The organism is Ruegeria sp. HKCCD3925 (assembly GCF_057221175.1).
In genome coordinates this window covers 243028-269448 of record NZ_JBWVBI010000003.1, presented here as the reverse complement: position 1 = coordinate 269448, position 26421 = coordinate 243028, and the positions used below count along the sequence as shown (strand labels likewise).

The following is a 26421-nucleotide window of genomic DNA, read 5'->3' as shown; positions in this document are numbered from 1 at the left end:
CGCGGCCCTTGAGAGGGGCCGCTGAGACGGAGCCCGAGGGGTAAAGCATGGCGACGAATTCAGGCGGTGACGGCAAGAACACGCTCTATTGCAGCTTTTGCGGCAAAAGCCAGCATGAGGTGCGTAAGCTGATCGCAGGCCCGACCGTGTTCATCTGCGATGAGTGTGTCGAGCTGTGCATGGATATCATTCGCGAGGAAACCAAGGCCAGCGGTCTGAAATCCTCGGACGGCGTCCCAACGCCCAAGGATATCTGCGAAGTGCTGGATGACTATGTGATCGGTCAGGCCACCGCCAAGCGGGTGCTGTCGGTTGCGGTACATAACCACTATAAGCGTCTCAATCATGCCCAGAAAGCGGGCAGCGATATAGAACTGGCAAAATCCAACATCTTGCTGATTGGCCCCACCGGCTGCGGCAAAACCCTGCTGGCGCAAACGCTGGCGCGGATTCTTGACGTGCCGTTTACGATGGCGGACGCAACCACGCTTACCGAAGCCGGTTATGTGGGTGAAGATGTTGAAAACATCATCCTCAAACTGCTGCAGGCCAGCGAGTACAATGTCGAACGCGCACAGCGCGGCATCGTCTATATTGACGAGGTCGATAAGATCACCCGCAAGTCTGAAAACCCTTCGATCACCCGCGACGTATCGGGCGAGGGCGTTCAGCAGGCCCTGCTGAAACTGATGGAAGGCACTGTGGCCAGCGTTCCTCCGCAGGGTGGGCGCAAACATCCGCAGCAGGAATTCCTGCAGGTGGATACCACCAACATCCTGTTCATCTGTGGTGGCGCATTCGCCGGACTAGACAAGATCATTGCACAGCGTGGCAAAGGCTCGGCCATGGGCTTTGGTGCCGACGTGCGTGACAATGACGAGCGCGGCGTGGGCGAGATCTTCAAGGATCTGGAACCCGAAGACCTGCTGAAATTTGGCCTGATCCCCGAATTCGTCGGCCGACTGCCGGTTCTGGCGACGCTGGAAGATCTGGACGAAGACGCTTTGGTCACCATCCTGACCAGCCCGAAGAACGCTCTGGTCAAGCAATACCAGCGGTTGTTTGAGTTGGAAGATGCGGAACTGGCCTTTACCGATGATGCGCTGAAGGCGATCGCCAAGAAAGCGATCGAGCGTAAAACCGGTGCGCGTGGTCTGCGTTCTATCCTGGAAGACATCCTGCTGGATACAATGTTCGAACTGCCGGGCATGAAGAACGTGACCGAAGTTGTGGTCAACGAAGAGGCTGTGACGTCGGACTCTCAGCCTTTGATCATCTACGCAGACGCGGCGGAATCGGCTTCGGCGGGTTGAACCGCATAGATTAATGCACACACGGCGCGGCAATGTCCGCGCCGTTTTCGTTTGAGGACACGATGACAGTAAGACGTATCTCTTCGGGTGGTGAGTTTGAAGCTAAGGTTGGCTATTGCCGCGCGGTTGTCGCGGGTGGTTGGGTTCATGTTGCGGGAACTGTTGGGCAAGGTGAAACGATCGTGGAGCAATGCCGCTCGGCGCTGTCTATCATCGAAAACGCGCTGGCCGAGGCGGGTGCTTCATTCTCTGATGTCGTGCGCATCACTTATATGCTGCCGGATCGAACCGAATTTGAACCTTGCTGGCCCATTCTGGCCGAAACCTTTGGTTCGAACCCTCCTGCAGCGACGATGATCGAATGCGGATTGATCGATCCGAAATACCGGATTGAAATTGAAGTCACCGCTATCCTGCCGGAATGACGCAGGTAGCGCTGGCAGTACTGGACCTTAGCGTGCCTTTGGTCCATATCTTCGGGGACAGAAATGCCGGAGGCAGCCGATGGGAATCCTGAACAGTCTTTTGCGGGCCGTGACCTGGTGGAACGGGGCCACTCTGAACACGCAGTTTTACACTGCGCGCAAAGGGATCAAGGTCGGTGAAGACGACGAAGGCAACGTGTTCTATCGCAACGCCGACGACAGCAAGCGTTGGGTGATCTTCAATGGCGAGGCCGAGGCCAGCCGGATCGACCCCGATTGGCATGGCTGGCTGCACCGCACTTGGGATGAGCCACCAACCGACAAACCACTGGCCCACAAGTCCTGGGAAAAACCGCATCAGGAAAACTTGACCGGCACCGCGCTGGCCTATGCACCTGCCGGTTCGCTGCGTCGTGCCGATCCGGTTGAACGCAGCGATTACGAGGCGTGGAGCCCGGAATAAGCGAGGCCAGATGTCTACTCATACCAAGACCGAAGTGATTGTCGGCGGGGTCGTGCTGGCCTGCGCCATCGCGTTTGGCGTTTATGCCAGCCAGTCCACTGGCCTGTCTCAATCCGGCGCCGGATATGAGCTGGGCGCGTCTTTCCGCTCGCTGGAAGGTGTCGGCGTCGGCACCGATGTCCGCCTTGCCGGCGTCAAGATCGGGACTGTGACGGGCGTTACGCTGAACTCGGACACGTACCGCGCGGATACTCAGTTTTCCGTGGCAGATGGTATTCTTATTCCAGACGACAGCGCCGTTGTGATTTCTTCCGAAGGCTTGCTGGGTGGCAACTTTGTTGAGGTTATGCCGGGCGGTTCCTCGTTCTATTTTGAGGCGGGTGATGAGATTACCGATACGCAAGGCGCGGTCAGCCTGATCTCGTTGCTGGTCAAATTCGTGGCCGGGGACGGAAGCGAATGATCCGCCCTGCACTGGTGGCTCTGATAGTCACCGCAACCGGAGCTGCTGCGCAGCAAAAGGTCGAATCCGGCCCTGGCGCAATGTTGCGCGGGTTGGACAAGGTCAGCGGGCAGACGGTGGACATCGAAATGCAGAACGGCGAGACCACGTCGGTCTTTGGTCTGGATGTCGCGCTGGGTGATTGTCGCTATCCAGCCGAAAACCCGACAGGTGACGCCTTTGCCTATCTGACCATCTGGGAGCAGGGTAAGGCGCAGCAGCTGTTTGATGGCTGGATGATTGCGACCTCACCCGCGCTGAACGCGTTGGATCACGCCCGCTACGATGTCTGGGTGATCCGATGTATCACACCCTGAGGGGTCTGCTGCAGATCAGCGGTGAAATCTGCTTTCAGGTCAAGCGCTTGTTTCAATTCGCTATGATAAACCGCACGCGGGATCTCGATCGCGCCTAACGAGGCCAGATGCGCCGTCAGAAACTGCGTATCGAACAGCGTGAACCCGGTTTGGCGCAGTCGATCCACCAGATAGGCAAGTGCAATCTTCGATGCGTCAGTGCGACGCGAGAACATGCTTTCGCCAAAAAAGGCCGCTCCGAGGACTACACCGTAAACGCCGCCAATCAGTGAAGCGCCGTCCCAGACTTCGAGGGAATGCGCGCGGCCGGTCCGGTGTAGTTCCTGATACAGACGGCGCAGTTCGGGATTGATCCAAGTATCCGATCGGTCGGCGCAGCCATCCACGACGCTCGCAAAATCGCGATTGATGCTTACCGAAAACCCACAGGTCCGGATACGCCGCGCTAGGCTGCGGGAGATGTGGAACCCATCCAGTGGGAACACGCCGCGAAACTTCGGGTCGACCCAGAACAACTCGGGGTCGTCGCGATGCTCGGCCATCGGAAAAATGCCTATGGAATAGCCATGGAGCAGAAGTTCAGGGGAAAGGCTCATGCCGGGTGCCTCGGGGCCGAAGGGGGTTTGTCCTTCGGCCCTTTGGTCAGATTAGGCCATATTCTCCGCAAGCCAGTGCTCCAGCCAGTGGATGTTGTACTCGCCGCTGTGCAGGTCAGGTTCCTGCAGCAGCGCGTGGAACAGCGGCACGGTGGTGTCGATACCGTCGACGATCAACTCGCCCAAAGCACGTTCCAGACGGGCCAAAGCTTCAGCCCTGTCACGGCCCTGAACGATCAGTTTGGCGATCAACGAGTCGTAATACGGCGGGATCGAATAGCCGTCATAGAGCGCGGAATCCATCCGCACGCCCAGACCACCTGGCGCGTGATAGGCCGTAATCTTGCCCGGGCAGGGCGAGAAGTTCGGCAGTTTTTCCGCGTTGATGCGAACCTCGATGGCGTGGCCATTGATCTCAAGATCGTCCTGACCGAATGACATGTCCTCACCAGCGGCGACGCGGATTTGTTCGCGCACCAGATCGACGCCGAAGATGCCTTCGGTCACGGGGTGTTCCACTTGTAGACGCGTGTTCATCTCGATGAAATAGAACTCGCCGTTTTCATAAAGGAATTCGATGGTGCCTGCGCCGATATAGTTGATCTTGGCGACCGCATCGGCACAGATCTTACCGATCTTGGCGCGTTCTTCCGGCGTGATACTGGGGCCGGGGGCTTCTTCGAACACCTTCTGGTGGCGGCGCTGCAGCGAACAGTCGCGTTCGCCCAAATGCACTGCCTTTCCCTTGCCATCGCCGAAGACCTGAATCTCGATATGGCGCGGGGTGGTCAGATATTTCTCGATATAGACCTCGTCATTGCCAAAGGCGGCCTTGCCCTCGGCGCGTGCGGTCATGAAGGCGCTTTCCATCTCATCGGCGTTTTGTGCCACCTTCATGCCGCGACCGCCGCCACCGGCGGTTGCCTTGATGATGACGGGATAGCCGAACTCTTCACCAATGCGCTTGGCGTCGGCCAGCGTTGGCACACCGCCGTCAGAACCCGGAACGCAAGGTACACCCAGTTCCTTCATCGTGTCCTTGGCGGTGATCTTGTCACCCATGACACGAATATGTTCGGCGGTGGGTCCGATGAAGGTAATGCCGTGATCTTCGACGATCTGCACGAACTCGGCATTCTCGGACAGGAAGCCATAGCCGGGATGGATCGCCTGCGCGCCGGTGATTTCACAAGCCGAGATGATCGCGGGCACGGACAGATAGCTTTGCGGGCTGGGCGGGGGGCCGATGCAGACCGATTCGTCCGCCATGCGCACATGCATCGCATCGCTGTCGGCGGTGGAGTGCACGGCAACCGTCTTGATCCCCATCTCGCGCGCAGCACGGATCACACGCAGGGCGATCTCGCCTCGGTTGGCAATCAGGATTTTGTCGAACATGGGCCCGCCTTACTCAACGATGACCAGAGGCGTGCCGAATTCCACAGCGTCACCGTCACCGACCAGAATGCGTTTGATGGTGCCCGACTTGGGTGCGTGGATGTGGTTCATTGTCTTCATGGCTTCGACAATCAATAGCGTGTCACCTTCCGAGACCGATGCACCGACCGAGATAAACGCAGGCGCGCCCGGTTCCGGTTGCATGTAAACCGTACCCACCATGGGCGAGGTCACAGCGCCTGGATGGCTGGCGGGATCATCCACGGCAGCGGGCGCTTCGGCAGCGGCCGGGGCGGCAGCAGGTGCGGCAACCGGTGCAGCCGCAGGAACCGCAACCTGAACCGGAGCGGCCACGGTCTGCGACATGCGGCTGACACGGACATTCAGGCTGTCTTCCTCGCCATATTCGCGCTTGACCTGCAATTCGGTCAGGTCATTCTCGCGCAGCAGTTCGGCCAGTGCCTTGATAAACGCGACATCCGCTTCGTGTTTGGTATCTGTCATGAGTGTCCTCGAAGGTTCCCCTATGCCCGTCTGTTTGCTGCGGGCTTGGTTTGATTACGCAGGGTTATAAGCCATGCAGACGGCCATGAAAAGCGCCGTCTAAGCCTGCCAAATGGGGGTTTTTGCGCGAATTACGAGGGCTGTCGCGATTACAGCGGCGTTCCAGACAATTTTGCGACCAGTTCTGGTAGCTTGCGGGCTCCGTATTTTTCCAAAAGTCGGGCGCGATAGGCCTCGATCGTGCGGTAACTTAGCCCAAGTTCAACGCCAATTTCCTTCGCGGATAAACCCCGGCATGACAGGATGGCCACTTCGCGTTCGCGGGTTGTCAATTGCACCAAGGGGCGCTCTTCCGAGATGTCCGAAAAGCTCCATATCCCGTGCCGGAACGGATCGTCTGGCGTCAGCGAACGCCCCCGCGCGCGGCACCAGAACAGGTCACCGTCGCGTCGCCGCATCACCCGTTCGTCTGTGTAATAGCCTGTATCGCGCATCACCTGCAGACTACGCGCGCCGATCCGTTCCCAATCGGCGACCGAAGGATAAAGATGCAGCAGGGGCATGTTGCGATAGTCAACCTCATCCCCGCCAAAGGTCCGCGCAAATTGCAGATTGCACCGTCGGATGATCCGGTTCTCAAGCTCAACAAGGCCGATGGGGGCGTATTCAAAGGCGGGATCGCTCATGTTCTTATGGTGACGGGTATTGCGTCGAAAGAGAAGGGTGGGCGGCAGGAAAGGGTGGGTTTCTTTCTCTGGCCGTTGTCAAAGTTGTAAATCTTCTTTGAAAATGAGTCGGCAACAGATAATAATTACTTAGTTAATCTGAAAATGCAGCCGCAGTAGCCAAGGACATAAACGCCATGCGCGACACGCTGACCGGCAGCCGGATACGCGAAAGACGGCAAATCTCTGGGCTGCGACAGGCGGAACTGGCGCGGCAGGTGGGGATTTCGCCATCGTATCTGAACCTGATCGAGCACAACCGCCGCCGCATTGGGGGCAAACTGCTTGTCGATATCGCGGCGGCTTTGTCCGTCGAGCCGTCGCTGCTGACACAAGGGATCGAAGAGACGCTCATCGCCGCTCTGCGCGAAGCTGCGGCGGATGCAGTCGGTCAAAAGGCCGAGGTGGACGGGCTAGAAGAATTCGCCGGCCGCTTTCCCGGTTGGTCGGGTGTTCTGGCGCAGATGCATCGCCGCGTAGTGTCGCTGGAGCGCACTGTCGAAGTTCTTTCCGACCGACTGACCCATGACCCGCATCTGGCGGCCTCAATGCACGAGGTGCTGTCGACCGCCGCCGCCATCCGCTCAACAGCTGCAATCTTGGCTGAACCGGGAGAGATCGAACCGGAATGGCGCGACCGTTTCCATCGCAACTTGCATCAGGATGCCGAACGACTGGCCGAAAGCTCCAAAGCGCTGGTGACCTATCTGGACGACAGTGACGGGCAGCGCGATCTGCGCGGTATCCCACTGGACGCGGTCGAGGCGTTTTTTGCCGAGCAAGGATATCATTTCCCGGAACTCGAAGACGGTGGGCAATTGACCGAAGTGCCGCTGGATGGGCTCGATTCCGCTGCGGCCAACACTGTGGCTTCGGGGTTGCTGGACCTTTATGCCGCCGACGCGCGCGCTATGCCGCTGGATCAGGTGTGTGCCGCGCTGGATGCAGCAAACCCCGATCCTCTGGCGTTGGCGACGGTGTTTTCAGTGGACCTTGCTACGGTGCTGCGACGGTTGGCCTTTCTGCCTGAAGGCACGCTGGCGCGTCCGGCTGGCTTGGTGATTTGCGACGCCTCCGGCAGCGTTCTGTTTTTTAAACCCGCGCCGGGGTTTGCCCTGCCGCGCCATGGCGAGGCCTGTCCGCTCTGGCCCTTGTTCACCGCCTTGAATCGGCCCTTGGTCCCGATCCGGAAACGGGTCGTTCAGCTTGGTCGAACCGCTGCCGAGTTTGAGTGTTTTGCAATCGCAACCCCTCAGCCAGCTAAGGAATTCGGGGCTGAGCCGGTCTATCGTTCGGTCATGCTGGTGCTGCCGGTCGAAGACACGGTGCAGCCTGCGGAAAACGCGGCGCAAGCCGGAGCCAGTTGTCGGATATGCCCGAAACGCGAATGCAGCGCGCGGCGCGAGCCATCGATCCTGAGCGAAGGGTTTTGACAGTTTCGTGACACAGCGCTTAATCTGGGCTGGACGGGTGGCCGGACGTGCAATCCGTCATGGGGAGGATATGCAAATATGAGCCGCAAGGTTCTGTTGATCGAGGATGAGCCCAACATCACCGAGGCGATCCGGTTTCTGCTGACACGCGAGGGGTGGCAGGTTGAAACCCATGCCGAGGGAACGGATGCGGTGCAGGTGATTCTGTCCGCGCGGCCCAATCTAGTGATTCTGGATGTGATGTTGCCGGGAAAAAGCGGGATGGATGTGCTGCGTGATCTGCGCGAACATGATGATATGAAGGCGTTGCCGGTTTTGATGCTGACCGCGCGCGGGCAATCCCGCGATCGTGAAATGGCCGAGCAGGCAGGGGTCAGCCGATTCATGACCAAGCCGTTTTCGAACACCGAAGTCCTGACAGCGGTGCGCGACCTGCATGCGCAGGCGTCTCAGTTATGAGCTCCGCGGGCGACGGCAAAGATCGGCCCTCGCCAGTTCGTCCGTCCCTGTTTCTGGAACGGCAAAGCTATCGTCGGCGCAGGCTGGCGGATGCAGCGCGGCTGCTGCCTTTTCTGGGTGCCGCAATGCTCGCGCTGCCGCTTCTATGGCCGGATGACAGCGCAGGCGCCGAGGCTCTGTCGCTGTCGACGGCCATGTTCTACATCTTTGCGTGCTGGGGTGTTCTGATCCTGATCAGCGTGATCTTCGGCTTCGTCGCCAAACGCATGACCGCGCGCGAGACTGCCGAGCCCGAGGCCGAGACATGGCAACCCTGAATGTCCTGATTCTGGTCTGTCTGGGCTATGTGGTTCTTCTGTTCGGTGTCGCCTTCGCAGCGGACCGGCTGGCTGCGCGTGGCGGCGGGAAATGGTTGCGTTCCCCGCTGATCTACACCCTGTCACTGTCGATCTACTGCACTGCATGGACGTTTTATGGCGCGGTTGGCAACGCCGCGCGTTCTGGGCTTGAATTCGTAACCATCTATCTGGGTCCTACACTGGTGATGATCAGCTGGTGGTGGGGCCTGCGCAAACTCGTGCGCATCGGACGCAGCCAGCGCGTGACGTCGATCGCTGACCTGATCTCGTCACGATACGGCAAGTCCAACACACTGGCGGTGTGCGTGACCATTCTAGCCGTTCTGGGCGGCACACCTTATATCGCGCTGCAATTGCAGTCGATCACGCTGTCCTTTTCGATCTTTGCCGAGGCCGATCCCTCAGGTCTCTATCGCGAAGGCTCTAGCGTGTTCTGGGTCGCGGCGGGCTTGGCCGTCTTCGCGATCCTCTTCGGGACGCGCAATCTGGATGCCAATGAGCGCCACCACGGCGTTGTTACCGCTATTGCGTTGGAATCTGTGGTGAAACTCTTCGCCCTTCTGGCCGTTGGCATCTTTGTTGTCTGGGGCGTCGCTGGCGGCTTGGGGCCGATGATGGATCAGATCGATGCCTCGGAAATTGGCCAATGGCATGTGGATGCCGGGCGCTGGACCACTTTCATTTTCCTTTCGGCGGCGGCCTTTGTCTGCTTGCCGCGGATGTTTCAGGTCATGGTGGTCGAGAATGACGATGAAAGCCACCTGCGCACCGCCGCCTGGGCCTTTCCGCTCTACCTGCTGCTGATGAGCTTGTTTGTCGTGCCCATCGCCGTCGTTGGGTTGGACCTAATGCCCGAAGGCTCGAACCCCGACCTGTTTGTGCTGACCGTGCCGCTGTCGCAGGGCAATGACTGGTTGGCGATGCTGTCGTTCATCGGCGGGTTTTCCTCGGCCACATCAATGGTGATCGTTACCGCGATGGCGCTGTCAACCATGGTCTCGAACCATGTGGTCATGCCGATCTGGCTGAATACGCAGGAAGGCACCGCGTCGGTCTCTGGTGATGTGCGAACAGTCGTGCTGATGGCGCGGCGCGTCTCGATCGCGGCGATCATGGCGTTGGGCTATTTCTACTTCCAGCTTTCGGGGGGCGGGGCTGCCCTGACCTCGATCGGGCTGGTGGCCTTTGCCGGGATTTCCCAGATTCTGCCCGCACTGGTGGGCGGCCTGTTCTGGCGCGGAGCGACCCGAACTGGCGCGTTGGTCGGGCTCAGCGTCGGGTTCTTTCTCTGGATTTACACCCTGCTGCTGCCTGGCATGGGTGGCGGCATTGTCCCGGCATCGGTGATTGAAAACGGACCCTTCGGCTGGGGCTGGCTGCGCCCGCAGGCGTTGTTCGGGATCGAAGGGATCGACCCGATGGTGCATACGGTCATGTGGTCGCTGTCGCTGAATACAATCGCCTTCTGTGTCGCCTCGATGCTCAGCTTCCCCAGCCCGCTGGAACGCCTTCAGGGTGCGCAATTCGTAAATGTATTTGACCATTCAGTTTCAGCCCGTGGCTGGACCGGTTCGGTTGCGCAAAGCGAAGACCTGATGATCATGACCCAGCGGATTCTGGGCACTATTCCCGCGCAAGAGTTCTTTCAAGCCGAAGCCGAGCGCCAGAATGGTCGCCCCGGACGACTGCCCGAGCCCACGCCGCAGTTTCTGGAACGGCTGGAACGTGAACTCAGCGGCTCGGTCGGGGCCGCAACCGCCCATGCCATGATCGGTCAGATCGTTGGCGGGGCGTCTGTATCTGTCGAAGACCTGTTGGCCGTTGCCGACGAGTCCGCGCAGATGTTGGAATATTCCAGCCAGCTTGAGGCGAAATCGACTGAGCTCAGCCGTACAGCGCGTCAATTGCGCGAGGCGAATGCCAAGCTTACGCAAGTCTCGAAACAGAAAGACGCGTTTCTTAGCCAGGTCAGCCACGAATTGCGCACGCCCATGACCTCGATTCGGGCGTTTTCCGAAATTATGCGCGACACCGATGGCCTCAGCGCCGAGGAACAAATCCGCTATGCTGCGATCATACATGATGAATCGCTGCGTCTGACCCGGCTACTGGATGATCTGCTCGACCTTAGCGTGCTGGAAAGCGGCCAGGTTAGCCTGAACATGGGCGAAGCCACCCTAAGCGAAGTTCTGGACCGCGCCGTTTCAAGCGCGCTGGCGGGCAGTGATCGTAAGATTGGCGTACGGCGGGTGCGCGCAAGTGAACGTATCCCGCTGCACACGGATCTCGACCGGCTGGGGCAGGTGTTCATCAACCTGATTTCCAACGCCCAGAAATATTGCGACGCCATTGAACCGGTGCTGACCATCTCGGCCCATGATGTCGGCGGGCAAGTGGTAATCGATTTCATCGACAACGGTGGTGGTATCCCGGCCGAGGCGCAATCGATGGTATTCGAGAAATTTGCCCGCGTCGGCTCGGACAAGGCAGGCGGGGCAGGGTTGGGGCTGGCGATCTGCCGAGAGATTATGCAGCGCCTAGGCGGCGAAGTTGCCTATCTGCCGGGGCAGGGAGGGGCGGCCTTCCGCGTCAGCCTTCCGCTGGCTTTTCGTCAGGCCGCGCAATGAGGGCGTCATAAAGACATTCGTAACCTCCGCCGGGTTAGACAAATTGTCATCGCATCGACAAACGGCGGAACGGGGCCATGACCACATCAGCACTGGCACGAAAGCTTTCAGCGGGGCAATGCGGTGCCGACACGCCCCGCTCGGTCCTGCGCGCCTTGCGGCTGGGGTTGGCACGCGCCTCCGGCGAAAGCATGGGGCTGGCGCTGTCGGTCATCGGGGCAAAGCAGGCCGTACGTGCGCAGGAAGATGTCGCCGACCGGCTGAATGAGGGGTGGTTGATGCTGCTGTTTACCTCGGATCAGGGCGGCCTGGCTGCGGCCTGTCTGGACCCGGGTTGCGTCTCTGCTATCGTCCAGCAGCAAACGATTGCCATGGTCACCTCTGACCCGCCACCCGAGCGTGCGTTTACCGACACCGACGCTGCCATGGTCGCCCCTCTGATCGAGGATATGCTGAGCCGGGCGCTGAAACTGGTTGAGTCCCCGGCAGACATGGCCAGCCTGTCCGGGTATGAGTTCACCTCACGCGCCGAAGGTCGGCGCGCACTGAACCTGGCGCTGGTGGATGAGGTCTATCGCATGTTTGATCTGACGGTCGAACTTGCCGGTGGTCCGCGTCAGGGCGAGGTCAGTATCCTGCTGCCCGAGCGCCCGCTCTCGGATCAGGAACAGGTTGCGGATATCACCCAATCGGGGGTGAATCTGGATCAGGTATCCGGGGTAATTCGGGCTGAGCTGAACACCGTGATCTGTCGCCTGTCTTTGCCGTTGACAGCGCTTTCGGAATTGTCCGTCGGGGATGTTCTGCCGCTGCAGGGCGCGCGGGTGGATCGGGTTGAAGTTCTGTCAATCGATCGTGCCCGAACCGCCATCGGACGTCTGGGTCAGTGCGGCGGAATGCGTGCGGTACGGATCAACGAACAAGGCCCTCCTACTGCGTTGCCCGCCAAGGACTGCGCCGGATTTCTGGCCAGCAAATCAAGCTTGACGCCCTCGGCCCCGGATGACGAGATGTCGTCCCCGCTTGATGACGATATTGTGGCGCATGATCTGACGACCGAGGATTCCCTCCTGGAACCCGACGACTTGTTGCCTGCCAGTTCCGAACAGCGTGTCACGGAAATCTCGCACCTCGCCGGTCTGCCAGCGCCCGAAGGCAATGGCCGCGACTAGGAGGCTTATCCGCGCCCTCGCAGCTGTTCCAATGCCGGGCGCAACCCGTCGAGCGCATAGCCTGCTTTTCCGGTCGCATCGAGGATTTCATCCGTGCTTAGCCGATCGCACTGTCCCAGCGCCCAGACCACCGAACATCGTGTGCCAGAGGCGCAATAGGCCAGAACCGGCCCGCTGCAGCTTTCGGCCAGATCGCGTTGCAGCGCCACGTTTTCCGGTGTCATCGTCTGGTGTGTCAACTCCAGAACCTCATATTCCATCCCGGCCTCGCGAACGGCTTGACCGATGGCGTCTGACTGCTGATCCGGCGGAACTTCGGTATTGGGACGGTTGCAGATCACCTTGACGAAACCGGCCTCGGCAATGGCTGGCACGTCCTCCACCGAGATCTGAGGTGAGACGGCGTAGCGGGGGGTTATCGGTCGAATCTCCATGGCAATTGCTTAGGCTGCGTCGGCGATCCTGTCCAGTTGCGCACCCAGCTTTGGTGCCGCAAACATGCCCGCGATCATCGCAATCAGGAACACAATCCCGCCAACGCCCCCATATCCAAGCGAGGCCATCGCCGGGCCCGGGCACAAACCCGCCAATCCCCAACCGACGCCGAACAGGACTGACCCGACGATCAGACGGCGATCCAGTTCAACACGGGGCGGGGCGGGGAACTGTCCGCCCACAACAGGGACCCTGTTTCGTGTCAATCGCCACGCCACCAGCATCGGTAGGATCGCCCCGCCCATGACAAAGGCGAGCGTCGGGTCCCAATTGCCGAACACATCCAGCCACCCCTGCACCTTGGTGGTGTCGGTCATGCCTGAGATCAAAAGCCCGATGCCGAACAGCGATCCGGCGAGAAAAGCAAACACTGCGCGCATTAGATCACCCCCAAAGCATGGCGAAACAGCGCAACCGTCAGGCCACCTGCAAGGATGTAGAACACCGTTGCGACGATCCCGCGCAACGAGAAGCGAGAAATCCCACAAACGCCGTGACCCGACGTGCAGCCATTGGCGATCCGTGTTCCAGCCCCCACCAGCAGCCCAGCAAGGATCACGATCGCCAGATCCGGGGTCAAATGGGTCTCGGCCTGCGGCGCCATCAATGGGCGCAGCAATAAGGGCATCCCGATCAAGCCAGCGACGAAAGCCAGGCGTTCCGTTAATACGCTCCGGTCGCTGCGTTCCAGCAGTCCGCCCAATATGCCGCTCGCCCCCATGATCCGCCCATTACACAGCAGATAAACGCTGGCACCCAGCCCGATCAGCAGACCACCAGCCAGACCCGAAATCCATTCGATATTCATTGTCTCGTCTGCCCTCGTATCAAAGCTTATTGACTGGGATTTTCATGAAAACGTCGCCCTGCTCATCCGCTGGTGGCATCTGACCGGCCCGCATATTGACCTGCAGCGAGGGCAAAATAAGGCGCGGCATCGCCAGGGTCGCATCCCGCGCATCGCGCATCTCGACAAATTCTTCGACGCTGCGGCCCTGACCGATATGAACGTTCAGCGCCTTCTGTTCGCCAACCGTGGTCTCCCACGCGTATTCATCGCGACCAGGCGCTTTGTAATCATGGCCTACAAAAATCCGCGTCTCGTCAGGCAGAGACAGGATTTTCTGGATCGAGGCATACAGGTCCGCCGATGACCCGCCGGGAAAATCGCATCGGGCAGTTCCGAAATCTGGCATGAACAGCGTATCGCCCACAAAGGCCGCATCGCCGATCACATAGGTCATGCAGGCTGGCGTATGGCCTGGCGTGTGCAAAACGTCCCCGCGCATCTGGCCGATGTGAAAGCTGGACCCTTCGGCAAACAGTGCATCGAACTGGCTGCCATCACGCTGAAACTCAGTGCCTTCGTTGAAGACCTTGCCGAACGTGTCCTGAACGACCACGATATTCTCGCCAATCCCGATCTGACCACCCAGCTTTTCCTGTAGGTAAGGGGCTGCTGACAGGTGGTCGGCATGGACATGGCTTTCCAGAATCCATTCCACCTTCAGTCCCTGTGCCGTCACATAGTCGACAATCTGGTCGGCCGAGCTGGTGTCGGTCCGCCCCGAGGCGTGATCGAAATCCAGTACACTGTCGATGATGGCGCAGGCCTGCCCCTGAGGTTCCTGCACAACGTATGAGACGGTGAAGGTCTGCGGGTCGAAAAAAGCTTTCACACTGGGCGTCATGGGTTCCTCCGTTCAGCTTGCATACATATAACAATAGTGGAATATGTTTAAAGCCCCTAATCACGAGTTGATGTCTGTCAAAGCAATCTCCGCAATTTGAGCGTATGCTTTAGGCGACCATGGACATATTGACGGTTTTTTGCCTGACTAGGCAAGAATTCGCGATGTTTTGTTCCGGTCTCGTGCTCGTCTTAAACTCGTTACCTATATCAGGCACATTGGCACCATATGGGAGGAAGGAAATGACTGCTCAGGATCTTTTTACCGAAGCGGAACGGCTTGAACAAAAGCTGAATGGTGCGTGTCTTGAGACCCGGCTAGAGCTTCAGCCACATGTCAGCATGGTTCTGGATAAAATGCGCGCGCAGGGGGTTCATATCCCATCGCGCTTGCGTCGGCTGGATGCTGCGCTATGCGAAGACGTGCTTGAAGCGCGGTTCGACAATATGCCGATCTGATCGATCTGGTTATCCCAGCGAAATGCCCAGGATAACCATCATCAGCCCAAGTACCGACAGGAAAAGCGACGCCAGATTCCAAGGCAGAACCCCCTGAACCGCAGCGCGCAACTCGTCATCCGTCAGGTTGGCTTTGCGCGCTTTCATCACTTGCAGGATGCACCAGACCAGACCGACCAGCCCGGCCACAGACAGGGCGGCCCCGCCCCAGACGATAATGTCGAACATGGTTGTTTACGCTCACCCTTTGAATCCGTGACCGCGCTTATCGGATCGGCGCAGGTCAGACAAGCCCGCCGTGCAGAATGCACGCTTGCGGTCGGGTCGGTGCCGATGTATCCGGCACCTTATTTTCAGCCCTTGGGAGAGACGCAGATGGAAGACATCACCGAAGATCAGGCCGCAGCCAACTACCGAGTGACCGCAGGCGAGCTGCGCCAGTTCGTCGAACGGTTCGAGCGTCTTGAGGCCGAAAAGAAAGATATCGCTGACCAGCAGAAAGAGGTCATGGCCGAGGCCAAGGCCCGCGGCTACGACACCAAGGTCATGCGCAAGGTCGTCGCTCTTCGCAAGCGCGACAAGGACGACATCGCCGAGGAAGAGGCGGTGCTGGAAATGTACAAGGAAGCGCTGGGCATGTAGCGCCAGCCGGTTACGGGTTCAGAAAACGTATATCTGGCATGGTCTGCAGCCGTGCCAGATCCTGCTCATAAAGCTCGGTAAAGGCGGTAACGATATCTTCGTTCCAGCCAGGCAGCTCCACCTCTTCTTCGATTTCATCCGTCAGCGCATGCTGCTGAAACACCTGCGCCAGCCTGCCCCTGAGCACGGGATCATTGGGGGCCGCTTGATGCTCTAACAAGCTCTGAATCTCCTGTTTGCCCATGTCTGAGACAAGTGAGGACAGCAGCGCGTATTCCTGTTCCAGCGGCGTGTCCTCGGGTAGCCCCACTAGCGCGCGCGCGATGTCGCCGCAGATCAGCGGCGAATCCTCGTTGCTCCACAAAGTGATTTTGACATCTGGCGCTAGGTCGCGAATGTCTTCGATCATGGCGAGCCAACTCAGGCAACTCAGATCGGTGGTGGCAATGATATGCTCGCGCTCAGGCGCCGACAGCAGCATCAGCACCTTGGGAATAAAGCTGCCGGGATTACGTAGCCCCACGAATAGCTCAACCGTCGAATCGCTGAACAGATTATCCAGATAGGCCAACCTTTGACCGGCATTCGCGTAAAATTGCCCATCCATGATGATGGAAGGCCGTTCCCCCAGGTAAAGCGCGCTCGACAAGATCGCCCGGTCAACCTGCTGCCCATTGGGGAACAGTTTATGAAATCGCGCCAGTGTATCCTGATGTGATGGCCGGTCGGCAGAGGGTTTCAGCGCAGGTCGAAAGATCTTTCTGAACGGACGAAGCCCCCAGAAGGCAGTATGATTTCCCGCAACCAGATCCGCATTCGCCTGCAGCAGATTGAGCAGGTGATCATGGTCGGTAAAGTGCGCTCCGGCTTGGATGACCATCTGCATATCGGAATTGTCCTCACCTCGGTCGGGATCGCCGCTTGGGTTACAACCTGTCCCCGGTGCAGTCAAATTCGGATGAGGCCTGATATTACTGTTATCCTAAGGCAAACCAGCACAAAGTTAAGATGACCCGAAATTTCGGGCTTGCAGTCGCTGTTCCGAGATATTAATCGACACCCAGTGCCCCTATAGCTCAGCTGGTAGAGCAACTGATTTGTAATCAGTAGGTCCGCGGTTCGAGTCCGTGTGGGGGCACCACCAAAATTCTTTTATTTCAGTGTCTTGCGGTTGTTTCTCCCGCGTTCCAGATGTTTAGTGCTCACACTATGTATCCAGATTTGTGTCCATTTGTTCCTGTTTTTTCTACCATTTTCTAGCCGATTCCTGCCGTTTACGTGTGAAGGACCACTAAGTTCCAATTAGTTTACCTTGTTTAGAGGTGACTTTGGGATTTTTAGTGACTAATTCCAACGTCGCTTGAACTATTTCCAAGGAAAAACAATGACTCCCGAGTCCAAAGAACTCCGCGATTTACTCTCATATGAGTTGACCGGAGCGTCCTACCAACCGCGCTCTCATTCCGAGCAAAATCCACGTGTCTCCTTTCTTGTGGAGGCCTATGAGGATTGGGGTATGGGCGACATAGATTTCGACTTCGTGAAAGAAGCTTTTCGAATCCACCTACCGTCCTTCGACCTGATGTCTTGGATCAAGTCCAAAGCAGAGGAGGGACTTATAGACGACCCCTATCTAGAGTGATTTTTTGCTTGGGGTGGTAAGCGAAGACATCGATGTTCTCAGATTAGAAAAGCGCGGAGTTTCTGCTTTTTCCACCTCATATTTTGTGTATCCATTTTTGTCCCCTAATGATTTCAATTGCTTACAGAGTAGCACTAGTTTAGCGGGTACTGTAACCAATTGATTTTATACAATAAGTACAGACTTTAGGCCTCCAAATGCCTACTTTGTAATCAGTAGGTCCGCGGTTCGAGTCCGTGTGGGGGCACCATCTCTTCAGAAATCTATGTGTATTTGCTCGATCTGGCTCGCGACCTATGTGGTCTTGGGGGCAAATATAGGGGAACAGAAGATTCAGTAGTCGCGCTTTATTGTGCGTCAAATCTTACTGTGATGCTCCGCGCTCATCGCCCGTTTTCTACAATTAAAACACGGCCGTCCAATGTCGCGGTTTACCAGGAACCCGGCACCCGCAACCATCGGAAACCAGCAAATATCGCATTAAGCGCTCGACCGTTAGTCTTCTTTATTAAGTTTTGATTAATCTCGAATCAAACAGACGCTGATATCTTGTACGCTAGACGCGCCAGAGCCACTTACTCAGATAACTATTTGGTATTTGAGAGGCAATCGAGATGAACAAAGCACTGACAACCTGTGCGCTTGCGACCTCACTGCTCTTGGCTGCTTGCGGGGCTCCGACGACGCCAACTCAGGCGCAGGTACAGCAAGACGCTCGCTGCGCTGCGGGAATCCTTGGTGGCGCTGCCCTTGGGGGAGTGGTTGGAAATCGGTTCGGAGGCGGTACAGGCAAGACACTCGCGACTGCAGCAGGTGCAGGCGCTGGGATGTATGCAGGGCAATCAGCTTGCAATTGACAACCTTGCAATAAACCCTCTTACCCCACGCTCGTTTCTGGCTCCGCAAATATTGGTTTCGCAGGTCATGCAGTTGCCCTGTCTGGCGGTTGCGCGCCTAGCTTTCTGGATGTGCCAAATTCAAGGTCAACTGGCTCAGCAGCAATCCCCTTACTGCGTCGTTTCTCGCCGATGGGGTTCGCGGGTCGGAACTGACAAAGCATAACCGTTATGGGGCAGGGTATAAGGGCCTTGCCCCTTCACGCGGTATCCTTCGATTGAATGTTATCCAATCACGGCTCGGCTGGGCGTGCTTGCTCGGGGCGCACTTCGTCATCCGCCACTTCGTCCGAAGGTTTCAAAGACAAGGGCGGGTCTTCGGGCTCTTCCGAGATTGGGGCAGGGGCGGCAGGAGTTTTGGCCAAAACCTCTTCGGGTCCCGGGACTGCGCGCGCGGTTGGGGCGGTGTCCTCTTCGACGGGTTCGGACTGCTCAGGTTTTTCCAACGCCAGAGCCCGGCGGAAAACCAACACGTTGCGCCAGTTGGTGGTTGACCCGGTCAGCCCCGAACGTTCTTCGCTGGGCAGCAATTCGGCGCGCTGATACTCCCAGCCATCCTGTCCCATCTGGTTCAGCAGTTGCTCGATCGAGGTGGCAAACCGGCCCTCGGGCGTTTTCACGCCCTTCGCCTTGGTGCCCTTTTGCGGAGCGGGGACAACTTTGTATTCGTAGCGCTGCATCAACTGGTCCTGATTGCCGTGTCGGGGCAAATTAACATTTTGACAGGCGGGCGAAAGCCAAGATCACGCATTGGCGAAATTCAGCCCGCACTGTTGCTTTAGCCTCGCGCTGCCTTGCTGACCAGCGACAGGCACGTTTCGGTTGCGACCGCCATGTCCTGAACCGAAATCCATTCCAACGGGCCGTGTATGCATTGCATGCCTGTGAAGATATTAGGTGTCGGTGTGCCAAATTCGGTCAGGCGCGAGCCGTCGGTGCCACCCCGGATCGGCACCGAGACCGGCTCGATCCCTTGTTCACGGCAGGCCTCGCGGGCCAGATCAACCGGCGTCATGTCATTTTCCAGCCAATAGCGCATGTTGCGATACTGATGGGAGATGTCGCAGGTGATGGTCGCACGCGGCTCGGTGGCCTGTACGGCGGCGCAGACTTGTCGGACGATCTCGCGCTGGGCTTCCAACGCATCCATCTCGAAATCGCGCAGGATCAGTTTTATCTCCATCTCGGACGAGCCGCCGTTCATATCGGTGACATGGATGAATCCCTGGCGCCCATCCGTCACCTCGGGCGTCATCGTTGCCTGAGGTAGGGTCTGCACGATCTTTGCAGCCAGATGTGCCGCGTTTACCATTTTGTCTTTGGCTAGCCCGGGGTGGATCGACACGCCGGTGATCTTGATTACCGCGCGGTCGGCCGAGAAGCTTTCGTATTCGATTTCACCCAGTTCCTGCCCGTCCAGCGTATAGGCGAAATCCGCGCCCAGATCTTTGGGCAGCTGTTCGGTAACACCGCGCCCGATCTCTTCATCCGGGGTAAAGGCGATGCGAATCGGACCGTGCGGCACGTCCTTGTTCTCAAGCAGGTGTCGCGCCATCGTCATCAGGATCGAAACGCCCGCTTTGTCATCGGCCCCCAGCAGAGTTGTTCCCGACGCAGTGATCAAATCATGCCCGATCTTTTCGGCCAGATAAGGGTGCTCTTCAGGCGACAGCACTAGCTCGGGATCATCAGGGAAAGTAATCTCGCCGCCATTATACCCTTTGATCACCCGAGGCTTCACGCCGGTTGCATTGAACTGAGGCGCGGTGTCGACATGCGCCAGAAACCCGATGGTCGGTCCTTCGGCCGTACCGGGGATGGTTGCCACTACGACGCTGTCACCAGTCATCTCAACATCCTGCGCACCGATTTCGGTAAGCTCTTGCTTCAGCAGGTTCAGCATGTCGAACTGGATTTCGGTGCTGGGGGTCGATGGCGAGGTCTCATCGCTCTGGCTGTCGATGGCGGCATAGCGCACCAGCCGGGTTTCCAGTTCCTGATCGAAACGATTTTTCATTGATGCTCACCTCTCTGACTTGGCGAGATGAGAATGCGCATTCGGGCAGGGAGTCAAGCCGATGGCTTGCCCGATTTAAGCGCTCTGAAATTAAGTTTTCGTTATGTACAAGTCGAATAAACCCCTGTCCGGGGTTTGTACAACTCGGAAGATTTACGAACCCAGCTTTTTGCTGACCAGTTCGTTAACGGCCTTCGGGTTGGCCTTGCCGCCGGTGGCCTTCATCACCTGTCCGACGAACCATCCGGCCAGTTTTGGGTTCACCTTGGCCTTCTCAACCTGTGCCGGATTGGCCGAGATGATCTCGTCCAAAGCGGCCTCGATCGCGCCGGTATCTGTCACCTGTTTCATGCCGCGGTCTTCAACGATCTGCGCCGGGTCACCGCCTTCGGTATAGACGATTTCGAACAGATCCTTGGCGATCTTGCCCGAGATGGCATCCGACGAAATCAGATCAATGATACCCGCCAACTGAGCCGGAGACACCGGAGACTCGGTGATGTCGTGGTCTTCTTTTTTCAGGCGACCAAACAGTTCGTTGATGACCCAGTTCGCGGCCAGCTTGCCGCTGCGCCCCTTGGCGACCTCTTCGAAATAAGCCGCTGATTCCACCTCGGCGGTCAGCACCGATGCGTCATAGTCGGTCAGGCCGAACGCACTGATAAAACGAGCTTTTTTATCGTCTGGCAGCTCGGGCAGATTGGCGGCGATGTCATCCACCCATGCCTGTTCGATCTCCAGCGGCAACAGATCGGGGTCAGGGAAGTAGCGATAGTCATGCGCCTCTTCTTTAGATCTCATCGAGCGTGTCTCACCCTTGTCCGGGTCATACAGACGGGTTTCCTGATCAATCTCGCCACCCGCTTCGACGATTGCGATCTGACGGCGGGCTTCGACCTCAATCGCCTGCTGGATGAACCGCATCGAGTTCATGTTCTTGATCTCGCAGCGCGTGCCCAGGTGCGAAAAGTCCTGTGTTTCCTGATACTTCTCGTAAGCACCCGGCAAACAGATCGAAACGTTTACGTCCGCCCGCAAGTTGCCGTTCTGCATATTGCCGTCGCAGGTGCCTAAGTAACGCATGATCTGACGCAGCTTGGCGATGTAAGCCGCGGCCTCTTCTGGGCCACGAATATCGGGGCGCGAAACGATCTCCATCAGGCACACACCGGTCCGGTTCAGGTCGACAAAGGACATATGCGGGTCCATGTCGTGGATCGATTTGCCCGCGTCCTGCTCCATGTGGATACGCTCGATCCGTACCATACGCGCGGTTCCATCACCCATTTCGACCAGCACTTCGCCTTCACCCACAATAGGCTGATAAAGCTGGGAAATTTGGTAGCCCTGCGGCAGGTCTGGGTAGAAATAGTTCTTGCGGTCAAACGCCGATTTCAAGTTGATATCCGCTTTCAGACCCAGCCCGGTGCGCACGGCCTGTTCAACGCAATACTCGTTGATCACTGGCAGCATGCCGGGCATCGCAGCGTCCACGAAGGCCACGTTCGAATTCGGCTCGGCCCCGAATTGGGTTGATGCACCCGAGAACAGCTTGGCATTGGATGAGACCTGAGCGTGCACCTCCATCCCAATCACCAGTTCCCAATCGTGCTTGGCCCCGGCAATGGTTTTGGGTTTGGGCATTTCGTATGTCAGGTCGAGCATGGCGCGCCTCATTTCCGCAGAAGTCTAAGCCTGCGTATTAGGCCCGGCGCGCCAAAGGGGCAAGGGGCAATGGCGCTTTAGTTCCCCGAGAACTGCAGCCCCGACGGTGTAAAGGTCACACTCTGCCCACTGCGCAACTCATCCCGCAACAGATTGGCGATCGCCTTCAGCGCATCGCGGCGACCACGGGCGGCAAAACGCTCGGCCGAGTTGACGCGAAGGCTGTTATTGAACCCGTTAGCCGCATGGGCCCAGATCAGCGGATGCAGTTCGGTCATGTGATCGCGGATCAGCCAGTTTGCGGCCTCGCAAATCTGTTTGCGGGCGATATCTGCGCGCGTGTTCTGGCCCATTCTGTTCTGCAATGTGACCGAGCAATAGGCCGCCAGCAGGTTGATGGTCTGCTGATCCGGGCGACGTGCAACGATATCGCGCAGACCTTCAAGGAAATACTCGACATCCACCCGCGCGCAGGCCTCGTCATCCAGCGCGATGGCGTCGAATTGCACCCAGGTATAGCCCCCTGCACCCCAAGTTTTTTGGGTCCGTGCGGCGTTTCGCAGGGCTTGCACTTCAAGCTGTTCATAGCTGCCGAACCAGCGCGGCAGCAGATGGCTACCCATCGCGCGCATATGGCGGTGGTTTTGCGGGTCAAGTGTGATCAGGGCTTCGTATTTGTCGGCAACACGCGTGCGAGGGCTGATGTGCCCCGCCAACAGTGCGCAATCTGCCGCTGCAATCGCCGGGCTTTCGGGCAACGCCGCGCGGCATTGCGGAAGCAAAGCCGCAGCGCGGTCGAAATGAGCAGCACACCGGGATTGGTGCAGCGGTGGCAGCGCCTCGGGATGCGCAGTCCCGCGCCAGGCCCAGGCAAGGTCGATATGGGTCAGCGCGACCACAAGCGCGATCATCGGATCATTCGGGTGGTTCTGGATTTCACCTTCCAGTTCAGAAATCCCACCTAGCAGATCATAATCTGACAGTTCGGTGTTGTCCGACAGCGCGTGCTCAGCCGCCAGAACCACATCGGACCGGGCCCCAAATGCCAGCAGCTCGGAGATCGGTTGCCCGCAAGGGGTGGCCTTGCGCCCCTCATCTGCGGCGCGCATCTCTTGTGACAGTTCCACCCACATATCCTGCCGCGCCAGATGGCGGCCACGTTCGATCACCTGATGCCCGATCACATCATTTTCATCCGGTTCTGCAATCGGGATGTTCAATTGCCCCGAGGCGACAAGCCATGCGGTAGCATCGGCGACGGACGCAGGCAGAGGTGTAGGGGTGGGATCAGAAGAACCGACAATACGGGCGGCAAATGCCTTTAAAGACCAAAACATGGCAAAACTCGAACTGGAACAAACTTGTAACCTGTCCAGTTTGCCAAAAAATCCGTTCAAATCAAGACTAAGTCGCTGAGTACCTGTGATTCCGGTGCCAATGTGGCCCAGACTCCATGAATCGTTTCAGAAAACTCTAAAATGATGCCGTTCAACCGCGAATCCCGCCTGGTTCAGGACCATTTCGAATTGCTTGTGTGGTGGCAGTGATTCATCAGGTAAACGCACGCGTTTGTCGGATTTCAGAACCGCTGAGACGCGCACCGAGAAATCCCAGCGGGTGTCGAACCGAAAGCGATCCACCTCGGACAGGTCGAGCGCACCTTGGCGCTGCCCTGTGTGCCAGCGCAGGGTGTCATCGGTCAATTCCATGCCTGCGCTGGTGTCCCTGATGACATCCCACAGCGCGGGCAGGGTGGTCAGGGCCAGCAGCGCCATCAGCCACCAGACCGCGTCCAGCAAGATCATCAAAGCGATCAGCATCGCGTAGACGCCGATCAGGATCAGAACCGTGCGCTGATTTCGATTCTGTCGAGTGAACGTAAACGCGGTCATGCGCCCAAGATGCGCGTGACCATTTCGGTCGTGTCCCGGGACAGGTTCGGCGTGTCGGCAATGCGATTTAGCTGCACACGCATCAAGGTCTGACGGTCGGCGTCATAGCGTTTCCAAGTCTGGAACGCGCTGCACATCCGGGCGGTGGTTTGCGGGTTCACCGGATCAAGTCGGATCAACCAGTCGGCCAGCAGAGTATAACCTGCTCCGTCTGCTTGGTGGAAGCCTGCGTGGTTACCTGCCAAAGATCCCATCAGCGCACGGAACCGGTTGGGGTTTTTCCAATTGAAATCAGCGTGCTCAGTCAGTCTGCGCGCGGTTTCAACCGTCTTTTCAGGTCCGGTCATTGAAACCTGCAGGGCGAACCATTTGTCCATCACCAGTCGGTCGTGCTGCCATTGATCATAGAAAGCAGCCAACTCTGTTTCGCCTTTGCCTGCGCGCAGCAGGCAGGACAGGGCGGTCAACTGCAGCGTCATGTTGTCGGCGCTTGCGTATTCTTCGGCCGCCTTGGTGCCTCCGTCCAGACGTGAGGTCAGAGCCAGCGCTGCCCCGCCCAACGCACGTTTGCCGGATTGCTCGGCGTCCGGTTGATAGGGGGCGTCGACCAGCGTTTCACTATGCAGCCGGGGCAGCAGGTCTTGTACATGTTGGGCCGTGGCTTGCCGCAGGGTTTCAACCGCCCGCCAGATCGCCATCGGGTCGGGGGTGATGCCCTTGTCAAATAGTGTTGCGGCCAGTTCCGATTGCGTCGGCAGACCCAGCATCAGTGCCCGGTAGGCCGGGTCCAGCGCCTCATTCCGTAGCACTGCCAGCAAGCCGTCAAGGTAGTCGGTATCAGGCGTTGCCCCATCGGTGATCATGCGCAGCAGGGTGTCCTCGGCTAGCGACCGCCCTGCCTGCCAGCGGTTGAACGGGTCGGTATCATGTGCCAGCAGGAAGGCGCGCTCGGCATTGCTGATCTCATGCTCAAGGATCACCGGGGCCGAGAAATCGCGCAGGACCGAGGGCACGGGTTTGGCGGCGAGACTGGTGAAGGTAAAACTCTGCTCGTCTTCGGTCAGTTCCAGCACCTCAGTAGCGCGCACCTCATCACCGTTCGGACCAAGCAGGCCGACCGCGACCGGGATGACCTGAGGCTGCTTGTCCTCTTGTCCCGGCGTCGGCTCGGTCCGTTGGCTGAGCGTCAGGGTATAGGTGCCATCGGCCCAATCCTCAGTGACCGAAACGCGTGGAGTGCCGGATTGGCTGTACCAACGTTTGAACTGGGTCAGGTCGCGGCCTGTGGTGTCTTCAAACACTTTCAGCCAATCCTCGATCGTGCAGGCCTGCCCGTCATGGCGATCGAAATACAGGTCCAGTGCTTTGCTGTAGGCCTCATCCCCGACCAGCCGCTTCAGCATCCCTATGACCTCGGCGCCTTTTTCATAGACGGTTGAGGTGTAGAAGTTGTTGATTTCTTGAAAACTCTCGGGCCGGACCGGATGCGAGAGCGGCCCATTATCCTCGGGGAATTGCCGCGCGCGCAGGTCGATGGCGTCATGGATACGTTTTACCGGGGCTGAGCGCATGTCCGATGTGAACTGCGCGTCGCGGAACACGGTCAGGCCCTCTTTCAGGCACAGTTGGAACCAGTCGCGGCAGGTGATGCGGTTGCCGGTCCAGTTGTGGAAATACTCATGTGCGATGATTGCCTCGATCCGCTCGAAATTCATATCAGTCGAGGTTTCGGGGCTGGCCAAAACGGCTGACGAGTTGAAGATGTTCAGCCCCTTGTTCTCCATCGCGCCCATGTTGAAATCGTCCACGGCCACAATGTTGAACACATCCAGATCGTATTCGCGACCATAGACGTCCTCATCCCATTTCATTGACTTTTTCAGGGCTTCCATGCCAAAGGCGCATTTGCCCTCGTCGCCGGGACGGACCCAGAGATTTAGTTCGACGTCGCGACCGGATTTGGTGGTGAACTGGCCGGGATGGGCGATCAGCTCTCCGGCGACCAGCGCGAACAGATAGGCGGGTTTTGGCCATGGATCGACCCATTCAGCCCAGCCCTCGCCTTTGCCCGAAGGGTTGCCGTTCGATAGCAGCACGGGAAGGTCGCCATTGATGCGCACCGTAAAGGTAGACATCACATCCGGGCGGTCGGGGTAATAGGTGATCTTGCGAAACCCTTCGGCCTCGCATTGGGTGCAATACATGCCGTTCGACATATACAGCCCCTCAAGCGCGGTGTTATTGCCGGGATCGATCTCGACCACGGCCTCCCACACGAAAGGCGCGTCTGGAACCGGTGCGGTGAGGCCTTCGGTGGTCACCTCAGGCGTGATCACGTCGCCATCAATTGCAGCACGGATCAGCTTGAGCTCTTCGCCATGCAGAAAAAACGTGCGGTCGGTCGCTTCGGGGTTCGGGCGGAAGGCGATGCGGGAAGTGACGCGAGTGGCGTGTGCAGCCAGATCGAAGGTCAGATGCACACTGTCCACTAGAAACCCGAACGGAGTGTAGTCTTTCAGATAAATCGTTGTGGGGGCGGCGTCGCGCATCGGGGGCCTCATCGACTGGGAATCTGGCGCGACGTTATGGGCTTCGCGCGGACGCTGCAACCGATGTGCCATTGCCGCTGTTCATTTGAGACGGTTCGCGCTGGGTCAAATGCCCCTCATGTCGGGACAGAAGTTGCCTATCGGAAACGAACGCCCTAATTGAGGAGCGCATACAATGGCA

At 58.3% G+C, this 26421-nt stretch carries 29 protein-coding genes and 1 tRNA gene; 14 read left to right on the top strand and 16 right to left on the bottom strand.

Features of this window, described 5'->3' with window-relative positions; translation table 11 throughout:
* Positions 1 to 47 precede the first annotated feature (47 nt).
* From clpX to AC2TEM_RS08760, 5 genes are all read left to right on the top strand, one after another.
* Positions 48 to 1313 carry an ATP-dependent Clp protease ATP-binding subunit ClpX gene (gene clpX, locus AC2TEM_RS08780; protein WP_170397188.1) on the top strand — a complete coding sequence of 422 codons (1266 nt, stop codon included), beginning with the start codon at positions 48 to 50 and terminating at the stop codon, positions 1311 to 1313.
* A 62-nt stretch (positions 1314 to 1375) separates the two neighbouring features.
* On the top strand, positions 1376 to 1738 hold the full coding sequence (locus AC2TEM_RS08775; protein WP_170424522.1) for a RidA family protein: 363 nt from the start codon (positions 1376 to 1378) through the stop codon (positions 1736 to 1738).
* A gap of 79 nt (positions 1739 to 1817) precedes the next feature.
* The gene (locus AC2TEM_RS08770) at positions 1818 to 2201 is read left to right on the top strand and encodes an NADH:ubiquinone oxidoreductase subunit NDUFA12 (RefSeq protein ID WP_010443266.1); all 384 of its coding nucleotides are present in this window, start codon (positions 1818 to 1820) and stop codon (positions 2199 to 2201) included.
* Positions 2202 to 2211: 10 nt separating this feature from the next.
* Complete coding sequence (gene mlaD / locus AC2TEM_RS08765; protein WP_480856139.1) at positions 2212 to 2664, top strand: outer membrane lipid asymmetry maintenance protein MlaD; 453 nt, start codon at positions 2212 to 2214, stop codon at positions 2662 to 2664.
* On the top strand, positions 2661 to 3020 hold the full coding sequence (locus AC2TEM_RS08760) for a DUF2155 domain-containing protein (protein WP_170424191.1): 360 nt from the start codon (positions 2661 to 2663) through the stop codon (positions 3018 to 3020). Before mlaD ends, AC2TEM_RS08760 begins: the two co-directional genes overlap by 4 nt.
* On the opposite strand, the gene aat is transcribed toward AC2TEM_RS08760, so the two are convergent.
* The 4 genes from aat to AC2TEM_RS08740 form a co-directional block, all read right to left on the bottom strand.
* Entirely contained in the window at positions 2984 to 3616 is a 633-nt protein-coding gene (aat, locus tag AC2TEM_RS08755) for a leucyl/phenylalanyl-tRNA--protein transferase (RefSeq protein WP_170424190.1), read from the bottom strand. The genes AC2TEM_RS08760 and aat overlap by 37 nt on opposite strands.
* Positions 3617 to 3667: 51 nt before the next feature.
* Complete coding sequence (gene accC, locus AC2TEM_RS08750) at positions 3668 to 5014, bottom strand: acetyl-CoA carboxylase biotin carboxylase subunit (protein WP_170397180.1); 1347 nt, start codon at positions 5012 to 5014, stop codon at positions 3668 to 3670.
* 9 nt (positions 5015 to 5023) lie between these two features.
* Entirely contained in the window at positions 5024 to 5518 is a 495-nt protein-coding gene (gene accB, locus AC2TEM_RS08745) for an acetyl-CoA carboxylase biotin carboxyl carrier protein (protein ID WP_170397178.1), read from the bottom strand.
* Positions 5519 to 5667: 149 nt separating this feature from the next.
* Entirely contained in the window at positions 5668 to 6204 is a 537-nt protein-coding gene (locus AC2TEM_RS08740) for a helix-turn-helix domain-containing protein (protein WP_170397176.1), read from the bottom strand.
* 176 nt (positions 6205 to 6380) lie between these two features.
* On the opposite strand from AC2TEM_RS08740, the gene AC2TEM_RS08735 reads away from it, so the two are divergent.
* The 5 genes from AC2TEM_RS08735 to AC2TEM_RS08715 all read left to right on the top strand — a co-directional run bounded on the left by AC2TEM_RS08735 (position 6381) and on the right by AC2TEM_RS08715 (position 12293).
* Complete coding sequence (locus AC2TEM_RS08735) at positions 6381 to 7676, top strand: helix-turn-helix transcriptional regulator (RefSeq protein ID WP_170424188.1); 1296 nt, start codon at positions 6381 to 6383, stop codon at positions 7674 to 7676.
* Positions 7677 to 7754: 78 nt separating this feature from the next.
* The gene (locus AC2TEM_RS08730; protein WP_170397172.1) at positions 7755 to 8135 is read left to right on the top strand and encodes a response regulator transcription factor; all 381 of its coding nucleotides are present in this window, start codon (positions 7755 to 7757) and stop codon (positions 8133 to 8135) included.
* Positions 8132 to 8452, top strand: coding sequence for a hypothetical protein (locus tag AC2TEM_RS08725; protein WP_170397170.1), 321 nt, complete (start codon positions 8132 to 8134; stop codon positions 8450 to 8452). Before AC2TEM_RS08730 ends, AC2TEM_RS08725 begins: the two co-directional genes overlap by 4 nt.
* Positions 8440 to 11121 (top strand): ATP-binding protein, encoded by a 2682-nt coding sequence (locus AC2TEM_RS08720; protein WP_170397168.1) that lies wholly within the window; start codon positions 8440 to 8442, stop codon positions 11119 to 11121. Before AC2TEM_RS08725 ends, AC2TEM_RS08720 begins: the two co-directional genes overlap by 13 nt.
* Positions 11122 to 11198: 77 nt before the next feature.
* Positions 11199 to 12293, top strand: coding sequence for a flagellar motor switch protein FliM (locus AC2TEM_RS08715; protein ID WP_170424186.1), 1095 nt, complete (start codon positions 11199 to 11201; stop codon positions 12291 to 12293).
* A gap of 5 nt (positions 12294 to 12298) precedes the next feature.
* On the opposite strand, the gene AC2TEM_RS08710 is transcribed toward AC2TEM_RS08715, so the two are convergent.
* The 4 genes from AC2TEM_RS08710 to AC2TEM_RS08695 are packed head-to-tail and all read right to left on the bottom strand — an operon-like array spanning position 12299 to position 14479.
* A complete protein-coding gene (locus AC2TEM_RS08710) occupies positions 12299 to 12727 on the bottom strand; it encodes a protein tyrosine phosphatase family protein (RefSeq protein ID WP_170397163.1) in 429 nt (142 codons plus the stop codon).
* Between the two features lie 9 nt (positions 12728 to 12736).
* The gene (locus AC2TEM_RS08705) at positions 12737 to 13168 is read right to left on the bottom strand and encodes a DUF6691 family protein (RefSeq protein ID WP_170424184.1); all 432 of its coding nucleotides are present in this window, start codon (positions 13166 to 13168) and stop codon (positions 12737 to 12739) included.
* Complete coding sequence (locus AC2TEM_RS08700; RefSeq protein ID WP_170424182.1) at positions 13168 to 13596, bottom strand: YeeE/YedE family protein; 429 nt, start codon at positions 13594 to 13596, stop codon at positions 13168 to 13170. Before AC2TEM_RS08700 ends, AC2TEM_RS08705 begins: the two co-directional genes overlap by 1 nt.
* Before the next feature lie 19 nt (positions 13597 to 13615).
* Entirely contained in the window at positions 13616 to 14479 is an 864-nt protein-coding gene (locus AC2TEM_RS08695; RefSeq protein WP_170397158.1) for an MBL fold metallo-hydrolase, read from the bottom strand.
* 242 nt (positions 14480 to 14721) lie between these two features.
* On the opposite strand from AC2TEM_RS08695, the gene AC2TEM_RS08690 reads away from it, so the two are divergent.
* A complete protein-coding gene (locus AC2TEM_RS08690) occupies positions 14722 to 14937 on the top strand; it encodes a hypothetical protein (RefSeq protein ID WP_170397156.1) in 216 nt (71 codons plus the stop codon).
* 9 nt (positions 14938 to 14946) lie between these two features.
* Here the strand turns inward: AC2TEM_RS08690 and AC2TEM_RS08685 are convergent, their stop codons facing one another.
* Complete coding sequence (locus AC2TEM_RS08685) at positions 14947 to 15165, bottom strand: hypothetical protein (RefSeq protein ID WP_170397154.1); 219 nt, start codon at positions 15163 to 15165, stop codon at positions 14947 to 14949.
* A gap of 147 nt (positions 15166 to 15312) precedes the next feature.
* On the opposite strand from AC2TEM_RS08685, the gene AC2TEM_RS08680 reads away from it, so the two are divergent.
* Positions 15313 to 15579, top strand: a complete 267-nt coding sequence (locus AC2TEM_RS08680; RefSeq protein WP_170397751.1) for a DUF2312 domain-containing protein — start codon at positions 15313 to 15315, stop codon at positions 15577 to 15579.
* Between the two features lie 10 nt (positions 15580 to 15589).
* Here AC2TEM_RS08680 and AC2TEM_RS08675 read toward each other — a convergent pair whose 3' ends face one another.
* Complete coding sequence (locus AC2TEM_RS08675; protein ID WP_170424180.1) at positions 15590 to 16465, bottom strand: hypothetical protein; 876 nt, start codon at positions 16463 to 16465, stop codon at positions 15590 to 15592.
* 179 nt (positions 16466 to 16644) lie between these two features.
* On the opposite strand from AC2TEM_RS08675, the gene AC2TEM_RS08670 reads away from it, so the two are divergent.
* Positions 16645 to 16720, top strand: a tRNA-Thr gene (locus AC2TEM_RS08670).
* Positions 16721 to 17835: 1115 nt separating this feature from the next.
* On the top strand, positions 17836 to 18078 hold the full coding sequence (locus AC2TEM_RS08665; protein ID WP_170397150.1) for a glycine zipper 2TM domain-containing protein: 243 nt from the start codon (positions 17836 to 17838) through the stop codon (positions 18076 to 18078).
* A gap of 272 nt (positions 18079 to 18350) precedes the next feature.
* Here AC2TEM_RS08665 and AC2TEM_RS08660 read toward each other — a convergent pair whose 3' ends face one another.
* The 6 genes from AC2TEM_RS08660 to pepN form a co-directional block, all read right to left on the bottom strand.
* Positions 18351 to 18797, bottom strand: a complete 447-nt coding sequence (locus AC2TEM_RS08660; RefSeq protein WP_170424178.1) for a DUF4177 domain-containing protein — start codon at positions 18795 to 18797, stop codon at positions 18351 to 18353.
* A gap of 98 nt (positions 18798 to 18895) precedes the next feature.
* Positions 18896 to 20134 (bottom strand): peptidase T, encoded by a 1239-nt coding sequence (gene pepT, locus AC2TEM_RS08655; protein ID WP_170424176.1) that lies wholly within the window; start codon positions 20132 to 20134, stop codon positions 18896 to 18898.
* Positions 20135 to 20287: 153 nt separating this feature from the next.
* Positions 20288 to 21799: an Asp-tRNA(Asn)/Glu-tRNA(Gln) amidotransferase subunit GatB gene (gene gatB / locus AC2TEM_RS08650; protein ID WP_170424174.1), complete on the bottom strand. Its 1512-nt coding sequence runs from the start codon at positions 21797 to 21799 to the stop codon at positions 20288 to 20290.
* A 77-nt stretch (positions 21800 to 21876) separates the two neighbouring features.
* Positions 21877 to 23136: a hypothetical protein gene (locus AC2TEM_RS08645; protein ID WP_170424172.1), complete on the bottom strand. Its 1260-nt coding sequence runs from the start codon at positions 23134 to 23136 to the stop codon at positions 21877 to 21879.
* A 126-nt stretch (positions 23137 to 23262) separates the two neighbouring features.
* Positions 23263 to 23691, bottom strand: a complete 429-nt coding sequence (locus tag AC2TEM_RS08640; protein ID WP_170424170.1) for a hypothetical protein — start codon at positions 23689 to 23691, stop codon at positions 23263 to 23265.
* Positions 23688 to 26240, bottom strand: coding sequence for an aminopeptidase N (gene pepN / locus AC2TEM_RS08635; protein ID WP_480856172.1), 2553 nt, complete (start codon positions 26238 to 26240; stop codon positions 23688 to 23690). The genes AC2TEM_RS08640 and pepN overlap by 4 nt, the downstream gene beginning before the upstream one ends.
* Positions 26241 to 26421 lie beyond the last annotated feature (181 nt).